This window comes from Pseudomonas sp. KH_024_B2, from assembly GCF_057839965.1.
Genome location: NZ_CM174502.1, coordinates 183,755 through 203,646, shown reverse-complemented (window position 1 = coordinate 203,646; position 19,892 = coordinate 183,755). Strand labels below are relative to the sequence as shown.

The following is a 19,892-nucleotide window of genomic DNA, read 5'->3' as shown; positions in this document are numbered from 1 at the left end:
ATGAGTGCAACGAACGCCCAACGCAGGCTGCTCGATCCGCCTGCACAGCATGCCGAACAGACCGAGTTGCGCCCGGAACTGAATCGCGCTCACGTGCGCTTTATCGGCCTCGGCAAGACCTACGAAGGTCAGCAGGGTCCGGTCAATGCCTTGCACGGTATCGACCTGGCGATCCAGCGCGGCGAAGTGTTCGGCATCATCGGCCGCAGCGGCGCCGGCAAGTCATCGCTGATCCGTACCATCAATCGTCTGGAACAGCCGAGCACGGGCCGGGTGCTGATCGATCATGTGGACATCGGTGACTTCGATGAGGACGGGCTGGTGGTGCTGCGCCGGCGCATCGGCATGATCTTCCAGCACTTCAATCTGATGTCGGCCAAGACCGTCTGGCAGAACGTCGAGTTGCCGCTCAAGGTCGCCGGGGTGCCCAAGGAGCAGCGCGAGCGCAAAGTCCGTGAACTGCTGGAGCTGGTGGGCCTGCAAGACAAGCACAAGGCCTATCCGGCGCAGCTGTCCGGCGGGCAAAAACAACGCGTCGGGATCGCCCGGGCGCTGGTCCATGATCCGGCGATTCTGCTCTGTGACGAAGCCACTTCGGCACTGGACCCGCAGACCACTCAGTCGATCCTCGGCCTGCTGCGCGAGATCAATCGACGGCTGGGCCTGACCATCATTTTGATCACCCATGAGATGGCGGTGATCCGCGATATCTGTGATCGGGTGGTGGTGCTCGAACATGGGCGCATTGTCGAGCAAGGGCCGGTCTGGGAAGTCTTCGGCGACCCGCGGCATGAGGTCAGCAAAACCTTGCTCGCACCCTTGCAACACAGCTTGCCGGACGAGCTGCAAAACCGCCTGCACGCGCAACCCCAGTCAGCGGACGCCGCCGTGGTACTGCGCTTGCAGTTCACTGGCAGCACGGCTGACGAACCGGATCTGGCAGCGCTGTTCAGCGCCCTCGGCGGCCGTGTGCGCTTGCTGCAGGGTGGTGTCGAGCGGATTCAGGGGCATGCGCTAGGACAACTGCTATTGGCGGTGACAGGCTCCTCACTGGGCGCGGAAGAATTACGTCAACGCGCCACGCAATGGGCACAACAGGTCGAGGTGCTGGGCTATGTGGTTTGATCGTTTACTTCAGGGCGTCATCGATACCTTCCTGATGGTCGGCGTGTCGTCGCTGATCGCGTTGCTGGCGGGTATTCCGTTGGCGGTGATTCTGGTCACCAGCTCCAAGGGCGGCATCTACGAAGCCCCGGCGCTGAACCGTGCGCTGGGGGCCTTCGTCAATCTGTTCCGCTCGATCCCGTTTTTGATTTTGATGGTCGCGCTGATTCCTTTCACCCGGCTGATCGTCGGCACCACTTATGGCGTGTGGGCCGCGGTAGTCCCGCTGACCATCGCCGCCACGCCATTCTTCGCGCGCATCGCCGAAGTCAGCTTGCGCGAGGTCGACCACGGCCTGATCGAAGCCGCCCAGGCCATGGGTTGCCGGCGCTGGCATATCGTCTGGCATGTCTTGCTGCCGGAAGCGCTGCCGGGGATTGTCGGCGGTTTCACCATCACCCTGGTGACCATGATCAACTCCTCGGCCATGGCTGGAGCGATTGGTGCGGGCGGGTTGGGTGATATCGCCTACCGTTATGGCTATCAGCGGTTTGACAGCCAGATCATGCTCACCGTGATTGTGCTGTTGGTGATTCTGGTGGCAGCGATTCAGCTGGGCGGGGATCGGTTGGCCAAGGGCCTGAACAAGCGCTGAGTTTGCCGGGAGATCTGGGTCGTCTGTCATGACGCCTTCGCGAGCAAGCTCGCTCCCACAAGGTCACGGCTTTGCCTGTGACTATGAGCCATGAGGTATATTTGGCGAACTCACCCTCGCCAGCAGCCCATCATGAAACTCGCCCCGACCGACCTTGATCAGATCACCTCCACCACCCTGGGCCACTACAACCAGGTGGCGGAGAGCTTTCGCGAAGGGACTCACGATCACGATGTCAGCCAGAACATCGCCGCGCTGCTGCGGCATATACAGGGCGAGGCGCCGTTCACCATTCTCGACTTCGGCTGCGGCCCGGGGCGCGATCTGCAGACCTTCACGCGGATGGGCCATACCGCCATCGGCCTCGACGGCTCGGAGCGTTTTGCGCAAATGGCTCGTGAGGACAGCGGTTGCGAGGTCTGGCAGCAGGACTTCCTCAAGCTCGACCTGCCTGCCGAACGTTTCGACGGGATTTTCGCCAATGCGGCGCTGTTTCATGTTCCCGGGCAGGAATTGCCTCGGGTTCTGAAGCAATTGCACACTACCTTGAAAGCCGGCGGCGTGCTGTTCAGCTCCAACCCACGGGGCGAGAACCAGGAAGGCTGGAATGGCCCGCGTTATGGTGCGTATCACGATCTGGAGTCGTGGCGCGGGTTGTTGACTGAGGCAGGATTTGTCGAGTTGGAGCATTACTACCGCCCGGCCGGGCTGCCGAGGGAGCAGCAGCCTTGGCTGGCGAGTGTGTGGCGTAAAGCTTAAGAACATCCAATGCTCATCGGCACCAGGAAGTCGGTATTAACCGAGACTCAAGTTGGCCGTCATGACGTCTTCGCGGGCAAGCCCGCTCCCACAGGTTTATCGGTTGAATACAAAAATGTGGGCAGCTGCAGACTATGATTGGGTGGAGGCAACGGGCTTGTGCCCGTTACCCCTCCCACACCACCGGACGTGCGGTTTTCCGCATCCGGCGGTTGAACAGCTCAGCAAGGTGCTGAGGCGAAGTCCTGCGGCGTCCACAGTCCCCAGCGACGCATCATGTTCAGACTCATCGCCTGCTGCATCACCGGGTGGCGCGCCGCTCGCCAGGCACCGTCGTGGAAGCTTACTCGCGCGAGTTGCCGGCTTGCGATACCAAGCCCGCGCAGTTTGCGCATTCGTCCCTCACGACTGTGCCAGCGCTGCCAGAAACATTTGCGCATATGTCGGCGAGTCCATTGCGATAACCGCTTGAAGTCGTCCTTCACCCAGCGGAAGTATTCGTACCACCCCCGGATGTAACGTCCCCATTGAGCCACGAGTTCGGTGCTCGTCAGACTTTGCCTGGCCGACCACAGCTCGCGAACTTTCTTGCGGTATTTCTTCACGGTCTTGCCGGACAGTTGGCCATTCCCTTGTTCGTCGATGTTGTAACCAAGGAAGTCGCGATCCCAAGGCCGTCCCGTTCCACTCTTGCTGGCACTCACTTTGAGCTTGAGGTGTTTCTCTATCCAAGCCGTCACACTGCCCAGCACGCGATCCGCACTGCGTTCGCTGGTGACATAAATCACCAGGTCGTCGGCGTAGCGACAAAAGCTCAGCCCTCGGGCTTCCAGCTCTTTGTCCAGTGCATCCAGATAGAGGTTGGCAAGCAGCGGGCTTAGCGGGCCTCCTTGCGGAGTTCCGGCCGTCCTTTTGACCCGCTGACCGTCCAACAGCATATCCGCTCGAAGCGTCTGACCGATGTAACTCATCAGCCGCTTGTCACGGATATCCCTGGATATGAGGCTCATCAACCTGTCGTGATTGACCTGATCGAAGAAGGCTTCGATGTCGATATCCACGACCCAGGTCTTGCCTTCCAGGACAAAGGCCTTGGCGGCTCGTATGGCATCGAGATTGCTCCTGCCTGGCCGGAAACCGTAGCTGTGTTCGCTAAATTTGGCATCCCACAGCTGCGTCAGGTGCTGCTGGACCGATTGCTGGATCAAGCGATCCTGCGTATTCGGAATGCCCAACAGCCGCTCCCCGCCTTGCGGCTTGGGGATCCTGAGACCTTTGACAGGACCCGGTTTATAGGTCCCGTCCAGAAGCTTGCTCTTGATGGCCGGCCAATGCGTTTGAAGGTGTGCGGTGAGTTCGTCGGTAGTGATTCCGTCGACCCCTGGCGCCCCTTTGTTCGACCGGACCTTCTTGAGCGCTCGGTGCATATTCTCCTTTTCGACAATCGTTTCCATGCAGGTTTCGCTCAACACGTCTCTATTCCCGTTCCGTCTGCCTGCTGACTCGCCCCTTCCTTGCGCGCATTGGTCGAGGTCCACCCGACTTTCCCACGCACGGCCTTCCCGCTACGTGCCACATGGCATTTCCGGGTGCGGTTTCAAAGGGCTCTCGCTTTGTAGGCAGTAGTCTATGGTGAGTGTTTCTGTTCTTCAGCCCTTCGCTCCAGATCCATTACGACCCTTCTTCACTACTACGGCATCTGCTGACTTCTCGCGGGCTACGCCCGCGAGATCTCCCCGGGTAAGGTGCCAAAACCTTCGGCTCGGGCCGCCAAGCTCTACCTGATGCGTCTTTCGGTGACGGTTGGATTTCGTGGCTCCCAGCACACTTATCGCCCGCATCCGGCCTCGCTGCTTGTTCGTGTTCCTGCGGTCGCGCCTTTGCTACACGCTTCTTTCAGGCTGGCCTCGCGGCTTCCCCCTTGCGTTTCGCTACAGTTCTCGTCACTCATTCTGGTCACCACTTTTCAGGTGACTGGCTTTGGCCCATGCCGGGCACACTGGGAGCGGGCTTGCCCGCGAATGGATCAGTCAGCGCTGCAAATCGACCTGATACTCCGTCACCTTCCCATCCGCCTCGAATGCCGTAATGCCTTGCCCTTCATAAACTCTGCCGCCGACTTCACGCGCTTGCAGATCGAAGTTGGCCACCAGCCGCGTCCCATCGGAAAAGGTCGTCTGTTGCACCTGTCGATCCGTCGTCAGCCAACGAAAATCCGTCAATGCCTGAGTGGCGAGGCGCTCGTGCAGCGGGCGGAAGAAGGCGTCCTGACGCTGGATCAACGGTAGCCGCTGTTCCAATGTGCCGGTGCTCAGATGATAGAGCGGCGGGACGTTGTAGAGCAGCTGGGTCAGCTCGTTTTCCGCCCATACATTGCTCAGTTTCAAGTTGTCGAACAGCCAGTGATGAGTGGTGATCACCGAGCCGTGAAACACCGCTTGATACAGCGGCAAACGCGTGGCCGGGTCGAAATGAACCGTGCGGTAGGGCTCTTTGATCGGCACCGACTTGAAGAACACGCTTGGCTGTTCCGGTGGATACCAGTTGCCCAGGTAGTATGGCGACTGCTTGTTCTTGCTCAGGTCCGGGTCTCCCCAGCCAATCACCGGGGTTTGCATACCGTGGGCGAACAGGATGCCTTGGGCGGTGGCAGCGTTGCCGTCTTCGGAGCCCGCCGGTAGTTTCAGGGTGTCGGTGATCCAGCGTGCGGCATCGATATTGCCCGCGGCATTTTGTGCCTGAGTCATGGTCGCGCCAGGGCGGTAGCTATCGAACAGCATGCTGGTGGCGTAAGCATCGAGAAACCAGCTGTTGAAACCGGCTTTGGCCTGAACGGCCTTGACCCGCGCCTCGAGCAAAGGCCGGACACACCGTGGGTCGGTGTAATGGCCGGACTGCTGGAAGCCGCTTTTCAGTTCATCGTTTTTCAAGACGATCGCGCAATTGCGATTGGCCCTGAAGCCCAGGTGGGCGGTGGTCCAGTCCGGATTTTCACTGGACGTCAATGCCGTTTGATAGGAGTCATAGGGAGCCATCAGATAGCCGGCCTGCACGCCTGCACGCACCGCTTCGGGATGCCAAAGCCCCCCTTCCCAACCCTCGCCCAGTCCCAACCACAAACGCAGCAGTTGAGCGGCTTGCAGCTGTTTAATCGTCTCCAGAGACAAGGTACTTCCCCAGCGTTCAGGATTCGACGTGAGCGCCGTAGCGAACACCGTTGCGACTTCACGGCGCAACTCACCGTAGCGACCGGCCAGTTTTTGCATGTCGGGTTCCGTGGTGGCTTGCCAGCGTTCTCGAGCCTTCTTGTTCAGGGCGCTGTTGAGGCTGCGCAGCATCGTGGCTTGTTGATAGCGGTCGAGGGGCGGCTGAGCCTTGCTCAGGATTTGCGTAGCTTCGCTGTCCAGATAACCACGCAGTTCGGTTGCCAACGTTTCCTTACCGCGCAGCAACTCCAACAGTTGTGGCCAGCTGCGCACATCGTCCATCCCGAGCAGGTCGTTGCCCCATAGGTAGATATGGCTCGCACCCAGCAATTTGTTCGCTTCAGGCGTTTTCAGCAGTTTGTCGCGGAGGGGTTCATAGTCCCCGGTTTCGATCAGCCATTGTCGATAACGCTTGGCGCCGGCCAGAGGGTCGGCATCCCCCAGATACAGGCTGAAGGTCAGCGGCGCCGCAGGGTCCAGCGAGGTGAATTCATGGCTGGCGGCAAGCGCCAGGGTCTTGCCTTCGGCGCTCAGTGTGAGGCGATTGTTATAGGGGTTGGTCATCAACCAGTTCAGCGTGAAGCTTGCGTGATCCACGCCCCACAGTGGCAGGCTCAGGTCTTGGGTGGTGTTGAAATCCCCCTGATCCAGCAGAAATCTCTGCCAGAGCGAATTACCGGTCGGCACGTAATGCCCTTCGGCCAGCGGCCAGATCAGTCCCTTGCCCATGGCGCTGCCGGGTTGTTTGAGGAAGCTCAGTTCACCGGCGCTGCGGGCTCTAATCGAGAGGGAGAGTTCGCGTTGATCGAGCCGGGCGCTGAGGGTCCAGGCGCCGTCATCCCATTGCCAATCGGCTTGATCCGCGGTCGTTTCCAATCCGCTGACACGATGCGCCGTCACTCCGGCTGAAGCCTGCACTGCCGGGTTCTGAGCGGGCGTAACGCGAATCGCCAGCGTCGCCGGATCGAGTTCGACGCGCCAGAGGTTGCTTTCCAGCACCGTGCTGGCCAACGCACCTGACGACAGCAACAGCGCGCAGCTCAGCAGTGCGTAGCACAGACAACGAGTGACAGGCGACATGGGCGTTCCTTCTCGAGTGAAGAGACGCAGGGTAAGCCAATCGAGGAGCGAGGCGCACGGGTACAGATTCTGAAAAGAACGCCAGATCATTCCCACACCGAGAGGCACTGGTATGAGAGATCGTTCCCCACTCTCGAATGGGAATGCCGGCAATTGCGAGACATACCGTTTCTTAACTGGCTGGCATGCTGATGGTACTGAACGAACCGGAAACCAGCCTGCACCCGGACCTGTTGCCCGCCCTGGCACGGCTGATCATCCGCGCGTCAGAACAATGCCAGGTGTGGGTAGTGTCCCACGCCAGCCGCTTGATCGCGGCGTTGCATTGGCCGGATTGATCGGTGATTTGCTGTGGAGGCGGGAAACAGCTATGTTCCCTTGGGTTGTAAGAAGGGTCTTTTTTTAGAGATCGCTCTCCATGGACGGACAGCTTTTGGCCAGACTCGCCGGCCAGACAACCACAAGGACGCGAACAATGGCTGACGCAAAGGCACCACAGCGGATGGATCCGCAGGAGGTCGTGAAATGGCTCGTGGCGTTACGCCGGGCGTTGGAGAATAGACCGAGCGCTGTGGTCAGCGATCCTGGATAGTGTGGCGAGGGAGCTTGCTCCCGCTGGGTGGCGAAGCCGCCCCAAAACCTGCAACAGTGTTCTGTCTGGCACACCGCATGTATCGGTTTTACGACTGCTGCGCAGCCGAACGGGAGCAAGCTCCCTCGCCACAGGTATGGGCTCGACGCCTTGCTTGATCGATCCCCAATCCAATAAAAAACGCCGACGCTTTACCAGCCGTCGACGTTGAAACCTTGAAGGGGATTGTGCGTTAGAAAGAAAGCGCGCCGAATCAGAACGCCGGCAACACTGCGCCGCTGTATTTCTTCGCGATAAAGGCTTTCACTTCCGGGCTGGTCAGTGCCTTGGCGAGCTTCTGGATGGCGGCGCTGTCCTTGTTGTCCGGACGGGCCACCAGGAAGTTCACGTACGGCGAATCTGCGCCTTCGATCACCAGTGCGTCTTTAGCCGGGTTCAGACCGGCTTCCAGCGCGTAGTGTAGTTGGTGTTGATCATGTCCAGGTCAACCTGATCCAGCACGCGCGGCAGCATGGCTGATTCGAGTTCTTTGAACTTGAAGTTGTGCGGGTTCTTGGCAATGTCTTTCGGGGTCGCCAAAGCGTTTTTCGGATCTTTCAACTCGATCAGACCGGCCTTTTGCAGCAGGATCAGTGCACGACCGCTGTTGCTGCCTTCGTTCGGGATGGCAATGGTCGCGCCGTCTTTGAGTTCAGCCAGACTTTTGACTTTCTTCGAGTAACCGCCGAAAGGTTCGACGTGAACGCCGATCACCGTCACCAGGTTAGTGCCTTTGCCTTCGTTGAAGCTTTTCAGGTACGGCAGGGTCTGGAAATAGTTGGCGTCCAGACGCTTCTGATCGACCTGCACGTTGGGTTGTACGTAGTCGGTGAAGATCTTGATTTCCAGATCCACGCCTTCTTTGGCGAGGGCCGGTTTGATCAACTCAAGAATCTCGGCGTGTGGCACCGGCGTTGCGGCAACCACCAGTTTCTCGTTGGCCTGAGCCAAGCCCGCAGTCAGGGCAGCCGCCAATGCGGTGAACAACAGAACCTTTTTCATGCAGTGTCCTTATCGAAAATCACAGTCGTCATCGACGACGGCTTCAAGTGAGGTGCCAGTGAAGTGCTATCGCTGGCGTGGAGCGGACAATACCGAGATTTTTTATTCCCGAACAATATCTTTTATTCACTTTCATATTCCATTTTGTTCATACAGGCGTCGCCCGCTCTACGCCGCGACCTCTAAGGACTGCGTAAGCCGTTCAAGCAGGCTTTTCAGGGTCGCCCGTTCGCCAGCAGAACCACCGCTGATGATTCGCCCCAGCTGTTGCTCGATCAACGGCAACGGCGTCAGGCTTTCCGGCAAATTGAGATGCTCGGGCAAAATCTCGTCGCCACTGCTCACCAGCAGTGCAAAGTGAATGACGTTCTCCAGCTCCCGGGTATTGCCCGGCCAGCTATGTTGTTCCAGCAGTAGCTGCGCCGCCTCGCTGATCAACGGCACCGGCAAATCCAGGCGTTGGCTGTAGATACCGAGGAAATACTCGGCCAGCGACAGGATATCGCCGACCCGTTCGCGCAACGCCGGCAGCTCCAGTTGGCCTTCGCTGAGGTAGCGATAAAGCCGTTCATGGAATTTCCCGGCACTCACCGCTTGTGCCAGGTCGATGCTCGTCGCCGCCACCAGTCGCACATCCACCGGACTTGGCTGCTGAGCGCCGACACGAGTGACTTCGTGATTTTCCAGCGCGGCGAGCAACTTGATCTGGATCGGCAATGGCAGGTCGCCGATTTCGTCCAGGTACAAGGTGCCGCCATTGGCTGAGCCGAACCAGCCGGCGCGGCTGCTGGCCGAGCCGGTGTAACTGCCGGCGGCATAGCCGAATAACTCAGCGTCGGCGTACGTCGGGCTGATCGCTCCGCAGTTCACCGAAACAAACAGACCACCGCGGTCACTGGTACGGTGAATATGCCGCGCCAGCAATTCTTTACCAGTGCCGGTTTCACCGCGGATCAGTACAGAAATCGAGCGTGGTGCCAGCTGTTCGAGCTCTTGGCGCAGTTGCCGTGAACGTGGGTCGACAAATACCAGCGCCTTGGCGCGAATGCTCAGCGGGCTTTTTTCCGCGTCAGGGAAGGTCAGTAGCGGCTGACCGAAGGTTTCATGCAGGCTCATGGCAGACTCCCGCCCAAATCCGCCGGGAGACGGGGGGCGTTAAAAAAATAGAAGACTCAAGCGCGACGCAGGGAATGCTGTTCCATGCGATTTTGCAGACGGTAGAGATACGCGAAACCCTGCTCCCAGCGTTGGTGGCCGGACTTCACATTGATGTGGCCGGCGCCAGCCAGAATCCCGGCTTCGGCGCCCCAGTTGCGGGCCAGCTCAAGGGCACGGGTGGCGCTGACGGCGCTGTCGTTGTCCGAGCTGACGACCTGACTGGGGAATGGCAGCAGGTGCGTCGGAATCGGTGCGAAATTACGCAAGGCCGGCGCGCAGGCAGGACGTTCGACATCGGCCGGCGCGACCAGCAAGGCCCCGCGGACCTGACGCAAAAAGCTCACAGGTGCCTGTGCGGCCCAATGAGCAACAGTGATGCAACCCAGACTGTGGGCGATCAGGATCACTGGCGTGCTGTCAGCGGCGATGGCCTCGGCCAGTGCCGCGACCCAATCTTCACGACGCGGAGTCAACCAGTCGGCCTGCTCCACACGCGCGCTGTTCGGCAAACTGTTCTGCCAATGGCTTTGCCAATGATCTTCTGGCGATCCTTGCCAGCCCGGCACGATCAGGTAGCGAATCGATTCGTTGCGCATGGGGAGCCCTCCGGCTAGGTGTCTGTTCCTGGTCGAGTATAGGGATCGGAGCTATGCGCGTTAAGGAATAAGAAGCTATTTATTAAGATCATAAAAGAATATGTGTGTGTATTCAGGCGCCCGGGACTTGCAGAAGTACCCTGCATGCTTCCATCCTCTGCTTATTGATGTTCGCATCGTGCCCTGCCGACCCGCGCAGGGCGCTAACCGTGAACGCAACCTGTTGACCGGAAGCGCCAATCATCATGATTGAACCTACCTCCCTCGCCAGCTGGACCCGCGCCCTGCGCAAGCAACTAGACGCCCTTGGCTTCGACAGCGACGCACTGTGCCGCGAAGCCGGCCTCGACCCGCAACTGATGGGCGACCCGAACGCCCGTTATCCGCTGTCCGCCACCACTCGACTATGGGAAGTGGCGGTCAAAGCCAGTGGCGACCCTGCAATCGGCTTGCGGGTCTCGCGCTTTGTCAGCCCGACCACCTTTCACGCGCTGGGGTATGCGCTGGTGGCCAGCGGCAGCTTGCGCGAAGTCTTCGAGCGGATCGTGCGTTATCACCAGATGGTCAGTGACGCGCTGGAGCTGGAGTTGACCCTGCACGGTGACCGTTACTGCTTTCATTTGAAGGTGCCTGCGGGCAGCCCGTCGCTAGCGTACGAGGCCATTGATGCCTTTGCAGCGATCTATGTCCGCACCTGCCGCAACCGTCTGGGCCGGGATTACGCGCCGCTGGCGGTGTACCTGCGCCGACCGGAGCCGGCCGATCCGAAGCAATGGCATACGGTGTTCCGCGCGCCGATCTTTTTTGCCGCTGACGAGGACCGGCTGGAGTTCGCCGTCAGCGATTTCGACTGCCATCTGGATGACGCCAACCCGGAACTGGCCGAGCACAACGAAACAGTGCTCAAACGCGCCCTGGTGCCACTGCAACCACTGACCTGGGAACGCAAGGTCCGCGCAGCGATTGAAGCGCAATTGCCGGAAGGCGAGCCCTCTGCCGACCGCATCGCCCAGGCCTTGCACCTGAGCCTGCGCAGTCTGCAGCGGCATCTGGCGGATGAGGGTTGTCGCTTTGATACCTTGCTCAATGAATGCCGGGAAAACCTGGCGCTGCTGCACCTGCGCGACCCGCAATGTTCGTTGAGCGAAATCAGCTATCTGCTGGGTTTTGCCGACACCATCAGCTTCAGTCGCGCGTTCAAGCGCTGGACCGGGATGACGCCGGGGCAGTTTCGGGATGGGTTGGGGTGATAGATGCTGGAGGTTTATGTCGGCTGTTCCGGCCTCTTCGCGGGCAAGCCCGCTCCCACACTGGATCGCAGTCGTACACACATTAGGTGTTCACTGAAGATCTAATGTGGGAGCGAGCCTGCTCGCGATGGCATTGGCCCAGACACCACAAATCACCGCCTCCGATCACGCCTGAGCAACTTACGCACCCGCGCCACCAACTCGGCCACCGCAAACGGCTTGAGCAAATAATCATCGTCATGCAGCTCAAGCCCCCGCAACCGATCTTCAATCCCGTCTTTGGTGGTCAGGAACAGCACCGGCGTCGCGCCGCGCTGGCGAATCTGCTGCAGCAATTGCCAGGCATTGAGCCCGGGCAACATGACGTCGAGGATGATCAGGTCGTACTCGGATTGCTCTTCGAAAAGACGCCGCCCCTGCATCCCGTCGACCGCCACATCCACCGCATAACTCGCTTCGCTCAGGCCTTGAGCCAGGAGCTTCGCAAGCTCGGGTTCGTCTTCCACTAACAGCAAACGCATGGCACACCTCGATTAATCATCATTACAGGCTAGGCGCCTTGGCGGCCATTGCCCATCACTAACGGTTATTTCGGATAAGCCGACTCATTCACCCTTGTGCCGCAACACGTAATTTCTCCAGGTCGACAACCTCGATCTCACCATAACTCAGGTTGAGGATGCCCTGGTTTTGCAGCTCTTTGAGGAGCTGATTGATGGTCTGCCGGGAGAGCGAGAGCATCAACGCCAACTGCTCCTGGGGCATCTGAAGAATGCGCCGCGCGTGTTCCGTCTCGCCGTAGCCTTCGGCGATCAGCAGCAGGCGGTGAGCCACCCGCACTGGCGCCGGCATCAGGCTCAGCTGTTCGAGGTTGATGAAGGTCAGGCGCAGTTTGTGGCTCATTAATAATGCCAGGTGCCGCCAGTATTGCGGCTGATCTTCCAGCAGTTCGAGCAACGCGGCCTGAGGCACATGCAGCAAAATGCAGAGGCCAACTCCAAATGCATCGTGGGTTCGCGGCTGGCCATCGAACAGGCCGATTTCGCCGAACCAGTGCGGCGGCTCGACCAGGCTCAGCAACGCCTCCTTGCCCTGCTCATTCACCGCGCCAATGCGCACCACGCCGTCAAGCACCGCATACAAACCACAGGGCGGATCGCCACGGCTGAACAGTCGTTGCCCCGGCGCCAGGCGCCGTACTTTGGCGATGGCCAGCAGACTATCCTGTAACAAGGCAGGCAAATGGTTGAACCACTGACCACTCAACAAGCGCGGACGCCAGGCCTGCATATCCATGAGAACTCCGAGATGATTGTCGCCTGGCTGACAGAGCGAAGACTTGAGTGCAGGGCATGATCGAACGCCCTACAGGAGGAAATTACAATGAAAAGCCTCGTTGACCATCTCAGTCAATACGCCGCCTACCACCGTGACCCGCGAAATATCGCCAGCCACTTTATCGGCATTCCGTTGATTGTGGTCGCTGTTGCGGTGTTGCTGTCACGGCCAGAATGGCCGGTGGCCGGGCTCTGGATGTCTCCAGCGGTGCTACTGGCGTTGGCCTCGGCGTGGTTCTATTTACGTCTGGAACTGCGCTTTGGCGTGCTGATGACGGTGCTGCTCGGCCTGTCCGTTTGGCTAGGTCATGTGCTCGCGCAACAGAGCACGCTCGTCTGGCTCGGTAGCGGAATCGGTATGTTCGTGGTCGGCTGGGCGATTCAGTTTGTCGGCCATCACTATGAAGGGCGCAAACCGGCATTTGTCGATGATGTGTCGGGATTGATCGTCGGGCCGCTGTTTGTCGTGGCCGAACTGGCGTTCATGCTGGGATTGCGGCATGACCTCAAAGAGCAGATCGAGGCGCGGGCGGGTGGGGTGCGGGTCAATCCGAAACGCGCCGCCATGTAGATCGCAATCGCGAGCAGGCTCGCTCCCACATTTTGATCTGTGTTGTACCCTAAATTGGCGGCACACCATCAATCCACTGTGGGAGCGAGCCTGCTCGCGATGCTTTTAGAGGTTGGCGACTTTCTGCCAGACCTTCGGTTTGAAGAACAACGTCTCGCCGCGCGCCAGGCCGATCAGGCTGTCGTGGTCTTTCACCACTTCCGCTTCGATCAATTCGCTTTGCCCTTCGACTTTCAGCGTCACCCGGGTAGTCGCACCCAACGGACGAATATCGCGCACTTCAGCGGCGTGGTGATCTTCCAGTTCATGGCGCGACAGCGACACTTCGTGGGGCCGGAACAGCACGTGGCGGTCTTCACCCAGGTGCAGACGATTCGAGTCGCCAAGGAAGTGGTAAACGAAATCGCTGGCCGGGTTTTCGTAGACGTCACCCGGTGAGCCGATCTGCTCGATCACCCCCTTGTTCATCACCACGATGCGGTCGGCGACTTCCATGGCCTCTTCCTGGTCGTGGGTCACGAACACCGAGGTCAGGTTGATGTCTTCGTGCAACCGCGCCAGCCAGCGGCGCAGCTCTTTACGAACCTTGGCATCCAGCGCGCCGAAAGGTTCGTCGAGCAGCAGGACTTTCGGCTCCACCGCCAGAGCACGGGCCAGGGCGATACGTTGACGCTGGCCGCCGGAGAGCTGTTCCGGGTAGCGATCGGAGAGCCAGTCCAGTTGAACCATGTTCAGCAGTTCGTGGACTTTGACCGCGATCTGGCTTTCCGTCGGACGCTGGTTTTTCGGCTTCATGCGCAGACCGAACGCGACGTTGTCGAACACGGTCATGTGGCGGAACAACGCATAGTGCTGGAACACGAACCCGACGTTGCGATCACGCACGTCGTGGCCGGAGACGTCTTCGCCGTGGAACACGATGCTGCCGTCATCCGGAGTTTCGAGGCCGGCGATGATCCGCAGCAAAGTGGTCTTGCCGCAGCCGGAAGGACCGAGCAGCGCCACCAGTTCACCGCTCTGGATGTCCAGATTGATGCCGTTCAGGGCCTTGAAGGCGTGGAAATTCTTGCTGACATTACGGACTTCGATCGACATGATTTATTCCTCCGCCGCACTGGCGCGCAGGCGGTTAATACGGTTCTCGCTCCACTGCTTGAGCAGCAGGATGAAGAGCGCCAGGATCAGCAACAGGCTCGCAACAGCGAACGCCGCAACGTGGTTGTATTCGTTGTAGAGAATCTCGACGTGCAGCGGCAGCGTGTTGGTCACCCCGCGAATGTGCCCGGAAACCACCGAGACCGCGCCGAACTCCCCCATCGCCCGCGCGGTACAGAGCACCACGCCGTAAATCAGACCCCATTTGATGTTCGGCACCGTGACGTGCCAGAACATCTGCCAGCCGTTGGCGCCCAGCAACCGTGCGGCTTCTTCTTCCTGAGTGCCCTGCTCCTGCATCAGCGGGATCAACTCGCGAGCCACGAACGGCACGGTGACGAAGATGGTCGCCAGCACGATGCCCGGCAACGCAAAGACGATCTGAATATCATGTTCCTGCAACCAGGGCCCGAACAGCCCCTGAGCACCGAACATCAGCACGTAGACCAGACCTGCGATCACCGGCGAGACCGAGAATGGCAGGTCGATCAGCGTCACCAGCATGCTCTTGCCGCGGAACGAATATTTACTGACGCACCAGGCGGCGCTGACGCCGAACACCAGGTTGAGCGGCACTGAAATCAGCACGGCGATCACCGTCAGTTTCAGTGCCGACAGTGCATCCGGCTCGAAGATCGCGGTGAAGAATGCGCCGAGGCCGAGTTTCAGGCCCTGAGACACGACGATCAACAGCGGCAGTAACAGGAACAGAGCGAAGACCAGCCAGCCGAGGCCGATCAGAATGCGCCGCGAGGTGGCACTGCCACGGCGGGCAGCGTTGGCCGAGGAAGCGGCGGCAATAGACGATTGGGACATGTTCCGGGCCTCCTTATGGTTTTTCGATGCGCCGCTGCAACAAGTTGATCAGCAGCAACAGGACGAAGGAAACCACCAGCATCAGCACGCCGATGGAGGTGGCGCCGGTGTAGTCGTATTGGTCTAGCTTGACCATGATCAGCAGCGGCAGGATTTCGGTTTTCATCGGCATGTTGCCGGCGATGAAGATCACCGATCCGTACTCGCCGACACCCCGGGCAAAGGCCAGGGCGAAACCGGTCAGCCAGGCGGGCAGCAAGGCCGGCACCAGAATGTAGCGGAACACCTGCAACGGCCTGGCACCCAGGCAGGCAGCGGCTTCTTCGACTTCACGAGGGATGTCGGCCAGAACCGGCTGCACCGTACGCACCACGAACGGCAGGGTGACGAAAGTCAGTGCCAGGGTGATACCCAGTGGGGTGTAGGCGATCTTGAAGCCCAGGTCGGCAGCGAACTGCCCGACCAGTCCGGTCGGTGTGTACAGCGCAGTCAGCGCGATACCGGCCACGGCCGTGGGCAGCGCGAACGGCAGGTCGATCATCGCATCGATGATCTTGCGCCCGGGGAAGGTGTAGCGCACCAGCACCCAGGCCAGCAACGTACCGATGATGCCGTTGATGATCGCGGCGTACAGCGCGGTGCCGAAACTCAGCTTCAACGCCGCCACCACCCGCGGTGCGGAGATGATCGCCCAGAACTGATCCCAGGTGAGTTGAGCGGCATGCACGAACATCGCCGCCAGGGGTATGAGCACAATCAGGCTGAGGTACACCAAGGTGTAACCCAGCGTCAGCCCGAAGCCGGGTATGACGGGGGAGATACGACGCGACATAAAAGTCCTTGGTTGACTGACGCACGAAGCCCGGAATCAGATCCCGGGCTCATTGCTGGCTACAGAGCGACAGGCTCCGCAGATTACTGAGCCGTGTAAATCTGGTCGAACACACCACCGTCATTGAAGAACTTCGGTTGGGCAGTTTTCCAGCCGCCGAAATCTTTGTCGATAGTCACCAGGTCCAGTTTCGGGAACTGCCTGGCGTACTTGGCGGCCACGTCCTTGTCACGTGGACGGTAGAAGTTCTTCGCCGCGATTTCCTGACCGGCCGGGCTATACAGGTGTTTCAGGTAGGCTTCGGCGATCTCGGTGTTGCCCTTTTTCTCAGCGTTTTTATCCACCACTGCCACTGGCGGCTCGGCGAGGATCGACAGCGATGGCACCACAATGTCGAACTTGTCAGCACCGCCATCTTCTTTCAGCGCCAGGAACGCTTCGTTTTCCCAAGCCAGCAACACATCGCCCTGACCGTTGTTGACGAAGGTGATGGTCGAACCGCGAGCACCGGTGTCCAGTACCGGAACGTGCTTGAACAGCTCTTTGACGTATTCCTGAGCCTTGGCTTCGCTACCGCCGGCTTTCAGGCCATAGGCCCAGGCGGCAAGAAAGTTCCAACGCGCACCACCGGAGGTTTTCGGGTTCGGCGTGATCACTTCAACGCCGTTTTTGGTCAGATCGCCCCAGTCCTTGATGCCTTTCGGGTTGCCCTTGCGCACCAGGAACACGATGGTCGAGGTGTAAGGGGTGCTGGCCTCTGGCAGGCGCTTTTGCCAGTCTGCCGGCAGGGATTTGCCGAGCTTGGCGATTTCGTCGATGTCACCGGCCAGGGCCAGGGTCACTACGTCAGCGCGCAGGCCATCAATCACCGCCCGGCCTTGTTTGCCCGAGCCACCGTGGGATTGCTGGATTTTGACATTATCGCCAGCGTGATCTTTCTTCCAGAAATTGACGAACTCAGCGTTGTAATCCTGATACAGCTCACGGGTCGGGTCGTATGACACGTTGAGCAACTCGTAATCCTTGGCAACCGCGGAACCAGCAAAAATGGCACTGGCGAGCGCGGCCAGGGCGTAACGGCGAATCGACGACATAGTGAAGCTCCTGAATTTTTTAGTGTGTTGGCTTTTCTTATGGCGCTTCAGGCCCGCATTCGTGCTTGAACGCTCTTTTTTCTGCTGGGGGTCATGAATGACGCCCTCCGGTTGTCCAGTCGGGCCTCTCTTGTCAGGAGAGGATGACGCGGGGTTCAGCCCGGTTTGTTACCCGGGTTCTGCAAACGGAATTTCTCTTTACGTTCGATCTGTACCACTTGAGCGTTGTGCACGGTGATTTCCACTGCCCCGAAGCGAAGGTCGCGCAACGCGCTCTGGATCTCGCGCAAAATGGTTGCTTCGTCCTGACCGTCAACGCTACGTAGAGATGCGCTCATGGTATTGCTCCTTCAATGAGATGTGCCTGGCAGTGGCGGCACTGCTTGCGGCTTGGGAGCAATAGTAGACAGGCGTTTATATTCTTAAAAATACTATTTAAGAATGTTTATATAACCAAAATAAATTAGTCGATGGGACGCGGGTTTGCGGGGGATTGGGGACAGATGCCAGACACTTACCTGTGGCGAGGGAGCTTGCTCCCGCTCGATCGCGAAGCGGTCGCAATCCAAGCAATGGGTTACGCCTGAAAGAATGCGGTCAGGCATTTTGCGACTGCTACGCAGCCGAGCGGGAGCAAGCTCCCTCGCCACAAAAGCCTGTTCTTCAGCGAATAGCTGGCGCTCTCGCCCAGTCCAGCTGCTGCGCCTGTACCGGCCGCCCAAACCAGTACCCCTGGCCCAGGTCGCAGGCATGATCGAGCAGGAAACCCGCCTGCTCGATCTGTTCGATGCCTTCGGCGTGCACTTGCATGCCCATGCTTTGCGCCAAAGCGATAATCACCCGAACGATGGCCGCATCATCGTCGTCCCAAGGCAACCCGGCGACAAAACCCTGATCGATCTTGAGTTTCTGCACCGGCAAGCGTTTGAGCCGCAGCAGCGATGAATAGCCGGTACCGAAATCATCGATAGCCAGGCGCAAGCCCAATTCGCGCAGCCGGTGCATTTGCTCCAGTGCCACTTCAGGATCTTCCATCACCGCGCTTTCGGTGACTTCCAGCTCCAGAAAGGCCGGATCCAGCCCCGTGTCGCGCAACACCTGAGCGACCTGCTGATACAGCTCGCGACGGGCGAACAGGCGACTGGAGACATTCACCGCGACAAACGACAACACCACTCCCGCCTTCAACCATTGACACATCTGCTGACAGGCTTGCTGCATGACCCAGGCATCGATCTCGGCAATCAACCCGGTGCGTTCGGCAATCGGGATGAACTCACCCGGCGCTACCAAACCACGCTCCGGGTGCTCCCAGCGCACCAGAGCCTCGACGCCGATCAACCGGCTGGACTGCAAGTCATGCACCGGCTGGTAGTACACCCGCAGCTCCTGCTGCTCGAGGGCGCGGCGCAATTCGCTGGCCATTTCGACCCGGTGCTGGGCATGGGCAGTGAGTTCTTCGGTGTACAAGGCATAGCCTTCACGCCCGGCGCTTTTAGCCTTGAACAGCGCCGAATCCGCATTGCGCAGCAATTGCCCGGCACTCAACGCATCGCTGGGGAACAGGCTGATGCCGATGCTGGCGTTAATAAACAGTTGATGCCCGTCGAACCGGAACGGTTCTTTCAGGCCGTCGATGACCCGCTGAGCCAACGCTGCCGCCTGCATCAGTTGCGGGCAACTCTCGGCCAACACGGCAAACTCGTCGCCGCCCAGCCGCGCCAGGGTAATGCCAGGACCGAACAGGCCTTTCAGACGCTCGGCCACGGCCTTGAGCAATTGATCGCCAACGTTGTGGTCAAGGCTGTCGTTGATGATCTTGAAGTGATCCAGATCGATCAGCAGCAAGGCGCAACCGCGCTTGTGGATCTGTGCCGAGGCCAGCGCCTGTTCGGCCCGGTCAGTGAACAGCAAACGGTTGGGCAGATCGGTCAGCGGATCGTGATGCGCCAAATGCGCCAGTTCATGCTCGGAGTCCTTGATCGCGCTGATGTCCGAGAACACCGCGACGTAATGGCTGAGCTCACCCTGATCATCCTGTATCGCCCGGATGGTCTGCCATTGCGGGTAGATTTCACCACTCTTGCGCCGGTTCCAGATCTCGCCGCTCCACTCGCCAGTGCTGTTCAGAGACTGAAACATCGCTTCATAGAACGCCGGCGGATGATGGCCGGACTTGAACATGCTTGGCAGGCGGCCGAGCACTTCTTCACGCTGATAGCCGGTAATTTCCATGAACGCACGGTTCACATGGACGATCAGCCCCTGACGGTCGCTGACCAGCACCCCTTCACGAGTGCAATCGAACACCGCCGCCGCCTGCCGCAAACGCTCGCGGTCCTCATTGCGGTGCCGCAATTTTGCGCCAACACCGAGAAAACCCAGCAATCGCGCACGGGCAATGAAGATCAGCCCGGCACTGAACACGGCCCAGACATACCCGTTGATCAGTTGCCATCGGGCCAGATCGACCGAATCATCGAGGAAACTGTTCAATAAATGACCAGACAGTAGCAGCCAGAGCACTGACAGCAGCAGGTAGAGCAGCGCTGCACGCAAGGCATCGCGATAAGAAACCGACATATGGCAGATAATATCCCTACGAAAAACTTGGGATTATAGAGGAAGAAACATTCCGCCACTCTT

General features: G+C 59.4%; 17 protein-coding genes and 2 pseudogenes. 6 read left to right on the top strand and 13 right to left on the bottom strand.

Features of this window, described 5'->3' with window-relative positions; translation table 11 throughout:
- The 3 genes from AC3I0A_RS00980 to AC3I0A_RS00970 all read left to right on the top strand — a co-directional run bounded on the left by AC3I0A_RS00980 (window position 1) and on the right by AC3I0A_RS00970 (window position 2,518).
- On the top strand, window positions 1–1,125 hold the full coding sequence (locus tag AC3I0A_RS00980) for a methionine ABC transporter ATP-binding protein (protein WP_489375775.1): 1,125 nt from the start codon (window positions 1–3) through the stop codon (window positions 1,123–1,125).
- Window positions 1,115–1,759 carry a methionine ABC transporter permease gene (locus tag AC3I0A_RS00975; RefSeq protein WP_489375774.1) on the top strand — a complete coding sequence of 215 codons (645 nt, stop codon included), beginning with the start codon at window positions 1,115–1,117 and terminating at the stop codon, window positions 1,757–1,759. The genes AC3I0A_RS00980 and AC3I0A_RS00975 overlap by 11 nt, the downstream gene beginning before the upstream one ends.
- Window positions 1,760–1,891: 132 nt before the next feature.
- Complete coding sequence (locus AC3I0A_RS00970) at window positions 1,892–2,518, top strand: class I SAM-dependent methyltransferase (RefSeq protein WP_489375773.1); 627 nt, start codon at window positions 1,892–1,894, stop codon at window positions 2,516–2,518.
- A gap of 221 nt (window positions 2,519–2,739) precedes the next feature.
- Here AC3I0A_RS00970 and ltrA read toward each other — a convergent pair whose 3' ends face one another.
- Together ltrA and AC3I0A_RS00960 are read right to left on the bottom strand one after the other, a co-directional pair.
- Window positions 2,740–3,972, bottom strand: a complete 1,233-nt coding sequence (ltrA, locus tag AC3I0A_RS00965; protein ID WP_489372898.1) for a group II intron reverse transcriptase/maturase — start codon at window positions 3,970–3,972, stop codon at window positions 2,740–2,742.
- A gap of 576 nt (window positions 3,973–4,548) precedes the next feature.
- Entirely contained in the window at window positions 4,549–6,804 is a 2,256-nt protein-coding gene (locus tag AC3I0A_RS00960) for a glycoside hydrolase (protein ID WP_489375772.1), read from the bottom strand.
- A gap of 188 nt (window positions 6,805–6,992) precedes the next feature.
- Here AC3I0A_RS00960 and AC3I0A_RS00955 point away from each other — a divergent pair.
- A pseudogene (locus AC3I0A_RS00955) lies at window positions 6,993–7,127 on the top strand (AAA family ATPase); the annotation flags it as partial.
- 522 nt (window positions 7,128–7,649) lie between these two features.
- Here AC3I0A_RS00955 and AC3I0A_RS00950 read toward each other — a convergent pair.
- The 3 genes and pseudogenes from AC3I0A_RS00950 to AC3I0A_RS00940 form a co-directional block, all read right to left on the bottom strand.
- Window positions 7,650–8,437 (bottom strand): annotated as a pseudogene (locus AC3I0A_RS00950) (MetQ/NlpA family ABC transporter substrate-binding protein).
- A 168-nt stretch (window positions 8,438–8,605) separates the two neighbouring features.
- Entirely contained in the window at window positions 8,606–9,553 is a 948-nt protein-coding gene (locus AC3I0A_RS00945) for a sigma 54-interacting transcriptional regulator (RefSeq protein ID WP_489375771.1), read from the bottom strand.
- A gap of 56 nt (window positions 9,554–9,609) precedes the next feature.
- Window positions 9,610–10,191: an alpha/beta hydrolase gene (locus tag AC3I0A_RS00940; RefSeq protein ID WP_489375770.1), complete on the bottom strand. Its 582-nt coding sequence runs from the start codon at window positions 10,189–10,191 to the stop codon at window positions 9,610–9,612.
- Window positions 10,192–10,436: 245 nt separating this feature from the next.
- On the opposite strand from AC3I0A_RS00940, the gene AC3I0A_RS00935 reads away from it, so the two are divergent.
- The gene (locus AC3I0A_RS00935; protein WP_489375769.1) at window positions 10,437–11,441 is read left to right on the top strand and encodes an AraC family transcriptional regulator; all 1,005 of its coding nucleotides are present in this window, start codon (window positions 10,437–10,439) and stop codon (window positions 11,439–11,441) included.
- A gap of 152 nt (window positions 11,442–11,593) precedes the next feature.
- Here the strand turns inward: AC3I0A_RS00935 and AC3I0A_RS00930 are convergent, their stop codons facing one another.
- Both AC3I0A_RS00930 and AC3I0A_RS00925 read right to left on the bottom strand, forming a co-directional pair.
- The gene (locus AC3I0A_RS00930) at window positions 11,594–11,962 is read right to left on the bottom strand and encodes a response regulator (RefSeq protein ID WP_489375768.1); all 369 of its coding nucleotides are present in this window, start codon (window positions 11,960–11,962) and stop codon (window positions 11,594–11,596) included.
- A gap of 88 nt (window positions 11,963–12,050) precedes the next feature.
- A complete protein-coding gene (locus tag AC3I0A_RS00925) occupies window positions 12,051–12,737 on the bottom strand; it encodes a Crp/Fnr family transcriptional regulator (RefSeq protein ID WP_489375767.1) in 687 nt (228 codons plus the stop codon).
- Between the two features lie 87 nt (window positions 12,738–12,824).
- Between AC3I0A_RS00925 and AC3I0A_RS00920 the strand changes: the two genes are divergently transcribed.
- On the top strand, window positions 12,825–13,349 hold the full coding sequence (locus tag AC3I0A_RS00920; RefSeq protein ID WP_489375766.1) for an Mpo1 family 2-hydroxy fatty acid dioxygenase: 525 nt from the start codon (window positions 12,825–12,827) through the stop codon (window positions 13,347–13,349).
- 105 nt (window positions 13,350–13,454) lie between these two features.
- Here the strand turns inward: AC3I0A_RS00920 and AC3I0A_RS00915 are convergent, their stop codons facing one another.
- The 6 genes from AC3I0A_RS00915 to dibA form a co-directional block, all read right to left on the bottom strand.
- Window positions 13,455–14,444 carry a sulfate/molybdate ABC transporter ATP-binding protein gene (locus tag AC3I0A_RS00915; protein WP_489375764.1) on the bottom strand — a complete coding sequence of 330 codons (990 nt, stop codon included), beginning with the start codon at window positions 14,442–14,444 and terminating at the stop codon, window positions 13,455–13,457.
- 3 nt (window positions 14,445–14,447) lie between these two features.
- Window positions 14,448–15,320: a sulfate ABC transporter permease subunit CysW gene (cysW, locus tag AC3I0A_RS00910; RefSeq protein ID WP_489375763.1), complete on the bottom strand. Its 873-nt coding sequence runs from the start codon at window positions 15,318–15,320 to the stop codon at window positions 14,448–14,450.
- A gap of 13 nt (window positions 15,321–15,333) precedes the next feature.
- On the bottom strand, window positions 15,334–16,152 hold the full coding sequence (cysT, locus tag AC3I0A_RS00905; RefSeq protein WP_489375762.1) for a sulfate ABC transporter permease subunit CysT: 819 nt from the start codon (window positions 16,150–16,152) through the stop codon (window positions 15,334–15,336).
- Between the two features lie 83 nt (window positions 16,153–16,235).
- Complete coding sequence (locus tag AC3I0A_RS00900; protein ID WP_489375761.1) at window positions 16,236–17,246, bottom strand: sulfate ABC transporter substrate-binding protein; 1,011 nt, start codon at window positions 17,244–17,246, stop codon at window positions 16,236–16,238.
- Between the two features lie 155 nt (window positions 17,247–17,401).
- Window positions 17,402–17,584 carry a sulfur starvation response protein OscA gene (oscA, locus tag AC3I0A_RS00895; RefSeq protein WP_028943833.1) on the bottom strand — a complete coding sequence of 61 codons (183 nt, stop codon included), beginning with the start codon at window positions 17,582–17,584 and terminating at the stop codon, window positions 17,402–17,404.
- Window positions 17,585–17,909: 325 nt separating this feature from the next.
- A complete protein-coding gene (gene dibA / locus AC3I0A_RS00890) occupies window positions 17,910–19,829 on the bottom strand; it encodes a phosphodiesterase DibA (RefSeq protein ID WP_489375760.1) in 1,920 nt (639 codons plus the stop codon).
- Window positions 19,830–19,892: the final 63 nt, after the last annotated feature.

What these genes read in the sequence shown, in the direction of transcription:
- AC3I0A_RS00915 (WP_489375764.1), bottom strand. Translation starts at nt 14,444, where the DNA reads ATGTCGATCGAAGTCCGTAATGTCAGCAAGAATTTCCACGCCTTCAAG.
- oscA (WP_028943833.1), bottom strand. Translation starts at nt 17,584, where the DNA reads ATGAGCGCATCTCTACGTAGCGTTGACGGTCAGGACGAAGCAACCATT.
- AC3I0A_RS00940 (WP_489375770.1), bottom strand. Translation starts at nt 10,191, where the DNA reads ATGCGCAACGAATCGATTCGCTACCTGATCGTGCCGGGCTGGCAAGGA.
- AC3I0A_RS00930 (WP_489375768.1), bottom strand. Translation starts at nt 11,962, where the DNA reads ATGCGTTTGCTGTTAGTGGAAGACGAACCCGAGCTTGCGAAGCTCCTG.
- cysT (WP_489375762.1), bottom strand. Translation starts at nt 16,152, where the DNA reads ATGTCGCGTCGTATCTCCCCCGTCATACCCGGCTTCGGGCTGACGCTG.
- cysW (WP_489375763.1), bottom strand. Translation starts at nt 15,320, where the DNA reads ATGTCCCAATCGTCTATTGCCGCCGCTTCCTCGGCCAACGCTGCCCGC.
- ltrA (WP_489372898.1), bottom strand. Translation starts at nt 3,972, where the DNA reads ATGGAAACGATTGTCGAAAAGGAGAATATGCACCGAGCGCTCAAGAAG.
- AC3I0A_RS00935 (WP_489375769.1), top strand. Translation starts at nt 10,437, where the DNA reads ATGATTGAACCTACCTCCCTCGCCAGCTGGACCCGCGCCCTGCGCAAG.
- AC3I0A_RS00925 (WP_489375767.1), bottom strand. Translation starts at nt 12,737, where the DNA reads ATGGATATGCAGGCCTGGCGTCCGCGCTTGTTGAGTGGTCAGTGGTTC.
- AC3I0A_RS00980 (WP_489375775.1), top strand. Translation starts at nt 1, where the DNA reads ATGAGTGCAACGAACGCCCAACGCAGGCTGCTCGATCCGCCTGCACAG.
- dibA (WP_489375760.1), bottom strand. Translation starts at nt 19,829, where the DNA reads ATGTCGGTTTCTTATCGCGATGCCTTGCGTGCAGCGCTGCTCTACCTG.
- AC3I0A_RS00920 (WP_489375766.1), top strand. Translation starts at nt 12,825, where the DNA reads ATGAAAAGCCTCGTTGACCATCTCAGTCAATACGCCGCCTACCACCGT.
- AC3I0A_RS00960 (WP_489375772.1), bottom strand. Translation starts at nt 6,804, where the DNA reads ATGTCGCCTGTCACTCGTTGTCTGTGCTACGCACTGCTGAGCTGCGCG.
- AC3I0A_RS00970 (WP_489375773.1), top strand. Translation starts at nt 1,892, where the DNA reads ATGAAACTCGCCCCGACCGACCTTGATCAGATCACCTCCACCACCCTG.
- AC3I0A_RS00945 (WP_489375771.1), bottom strand. Translation starts at nt 9,553, where the DNA reads ATGAGCCTGCATGAAACCTTCGGTCAGCCGCTACTGACCTTCCCTGAC.
- AC3I0A_RS00900 (WP_489375761.1), bottom strand. Translation starts at nt 17,246, where the DNA reads ATGTCGTCGATTCGCCGTTACGCCCTGGCCGCGCTCGCCAGTGCCATT.
- AC3I0A_RS00975 (WP_489375774.1), top strand. Translation starts at nt 1,115, where the DNA reads ATGTGGTTTGATCGTTTACTTCAGGGCGTCATCGATACCTTCCTGATG.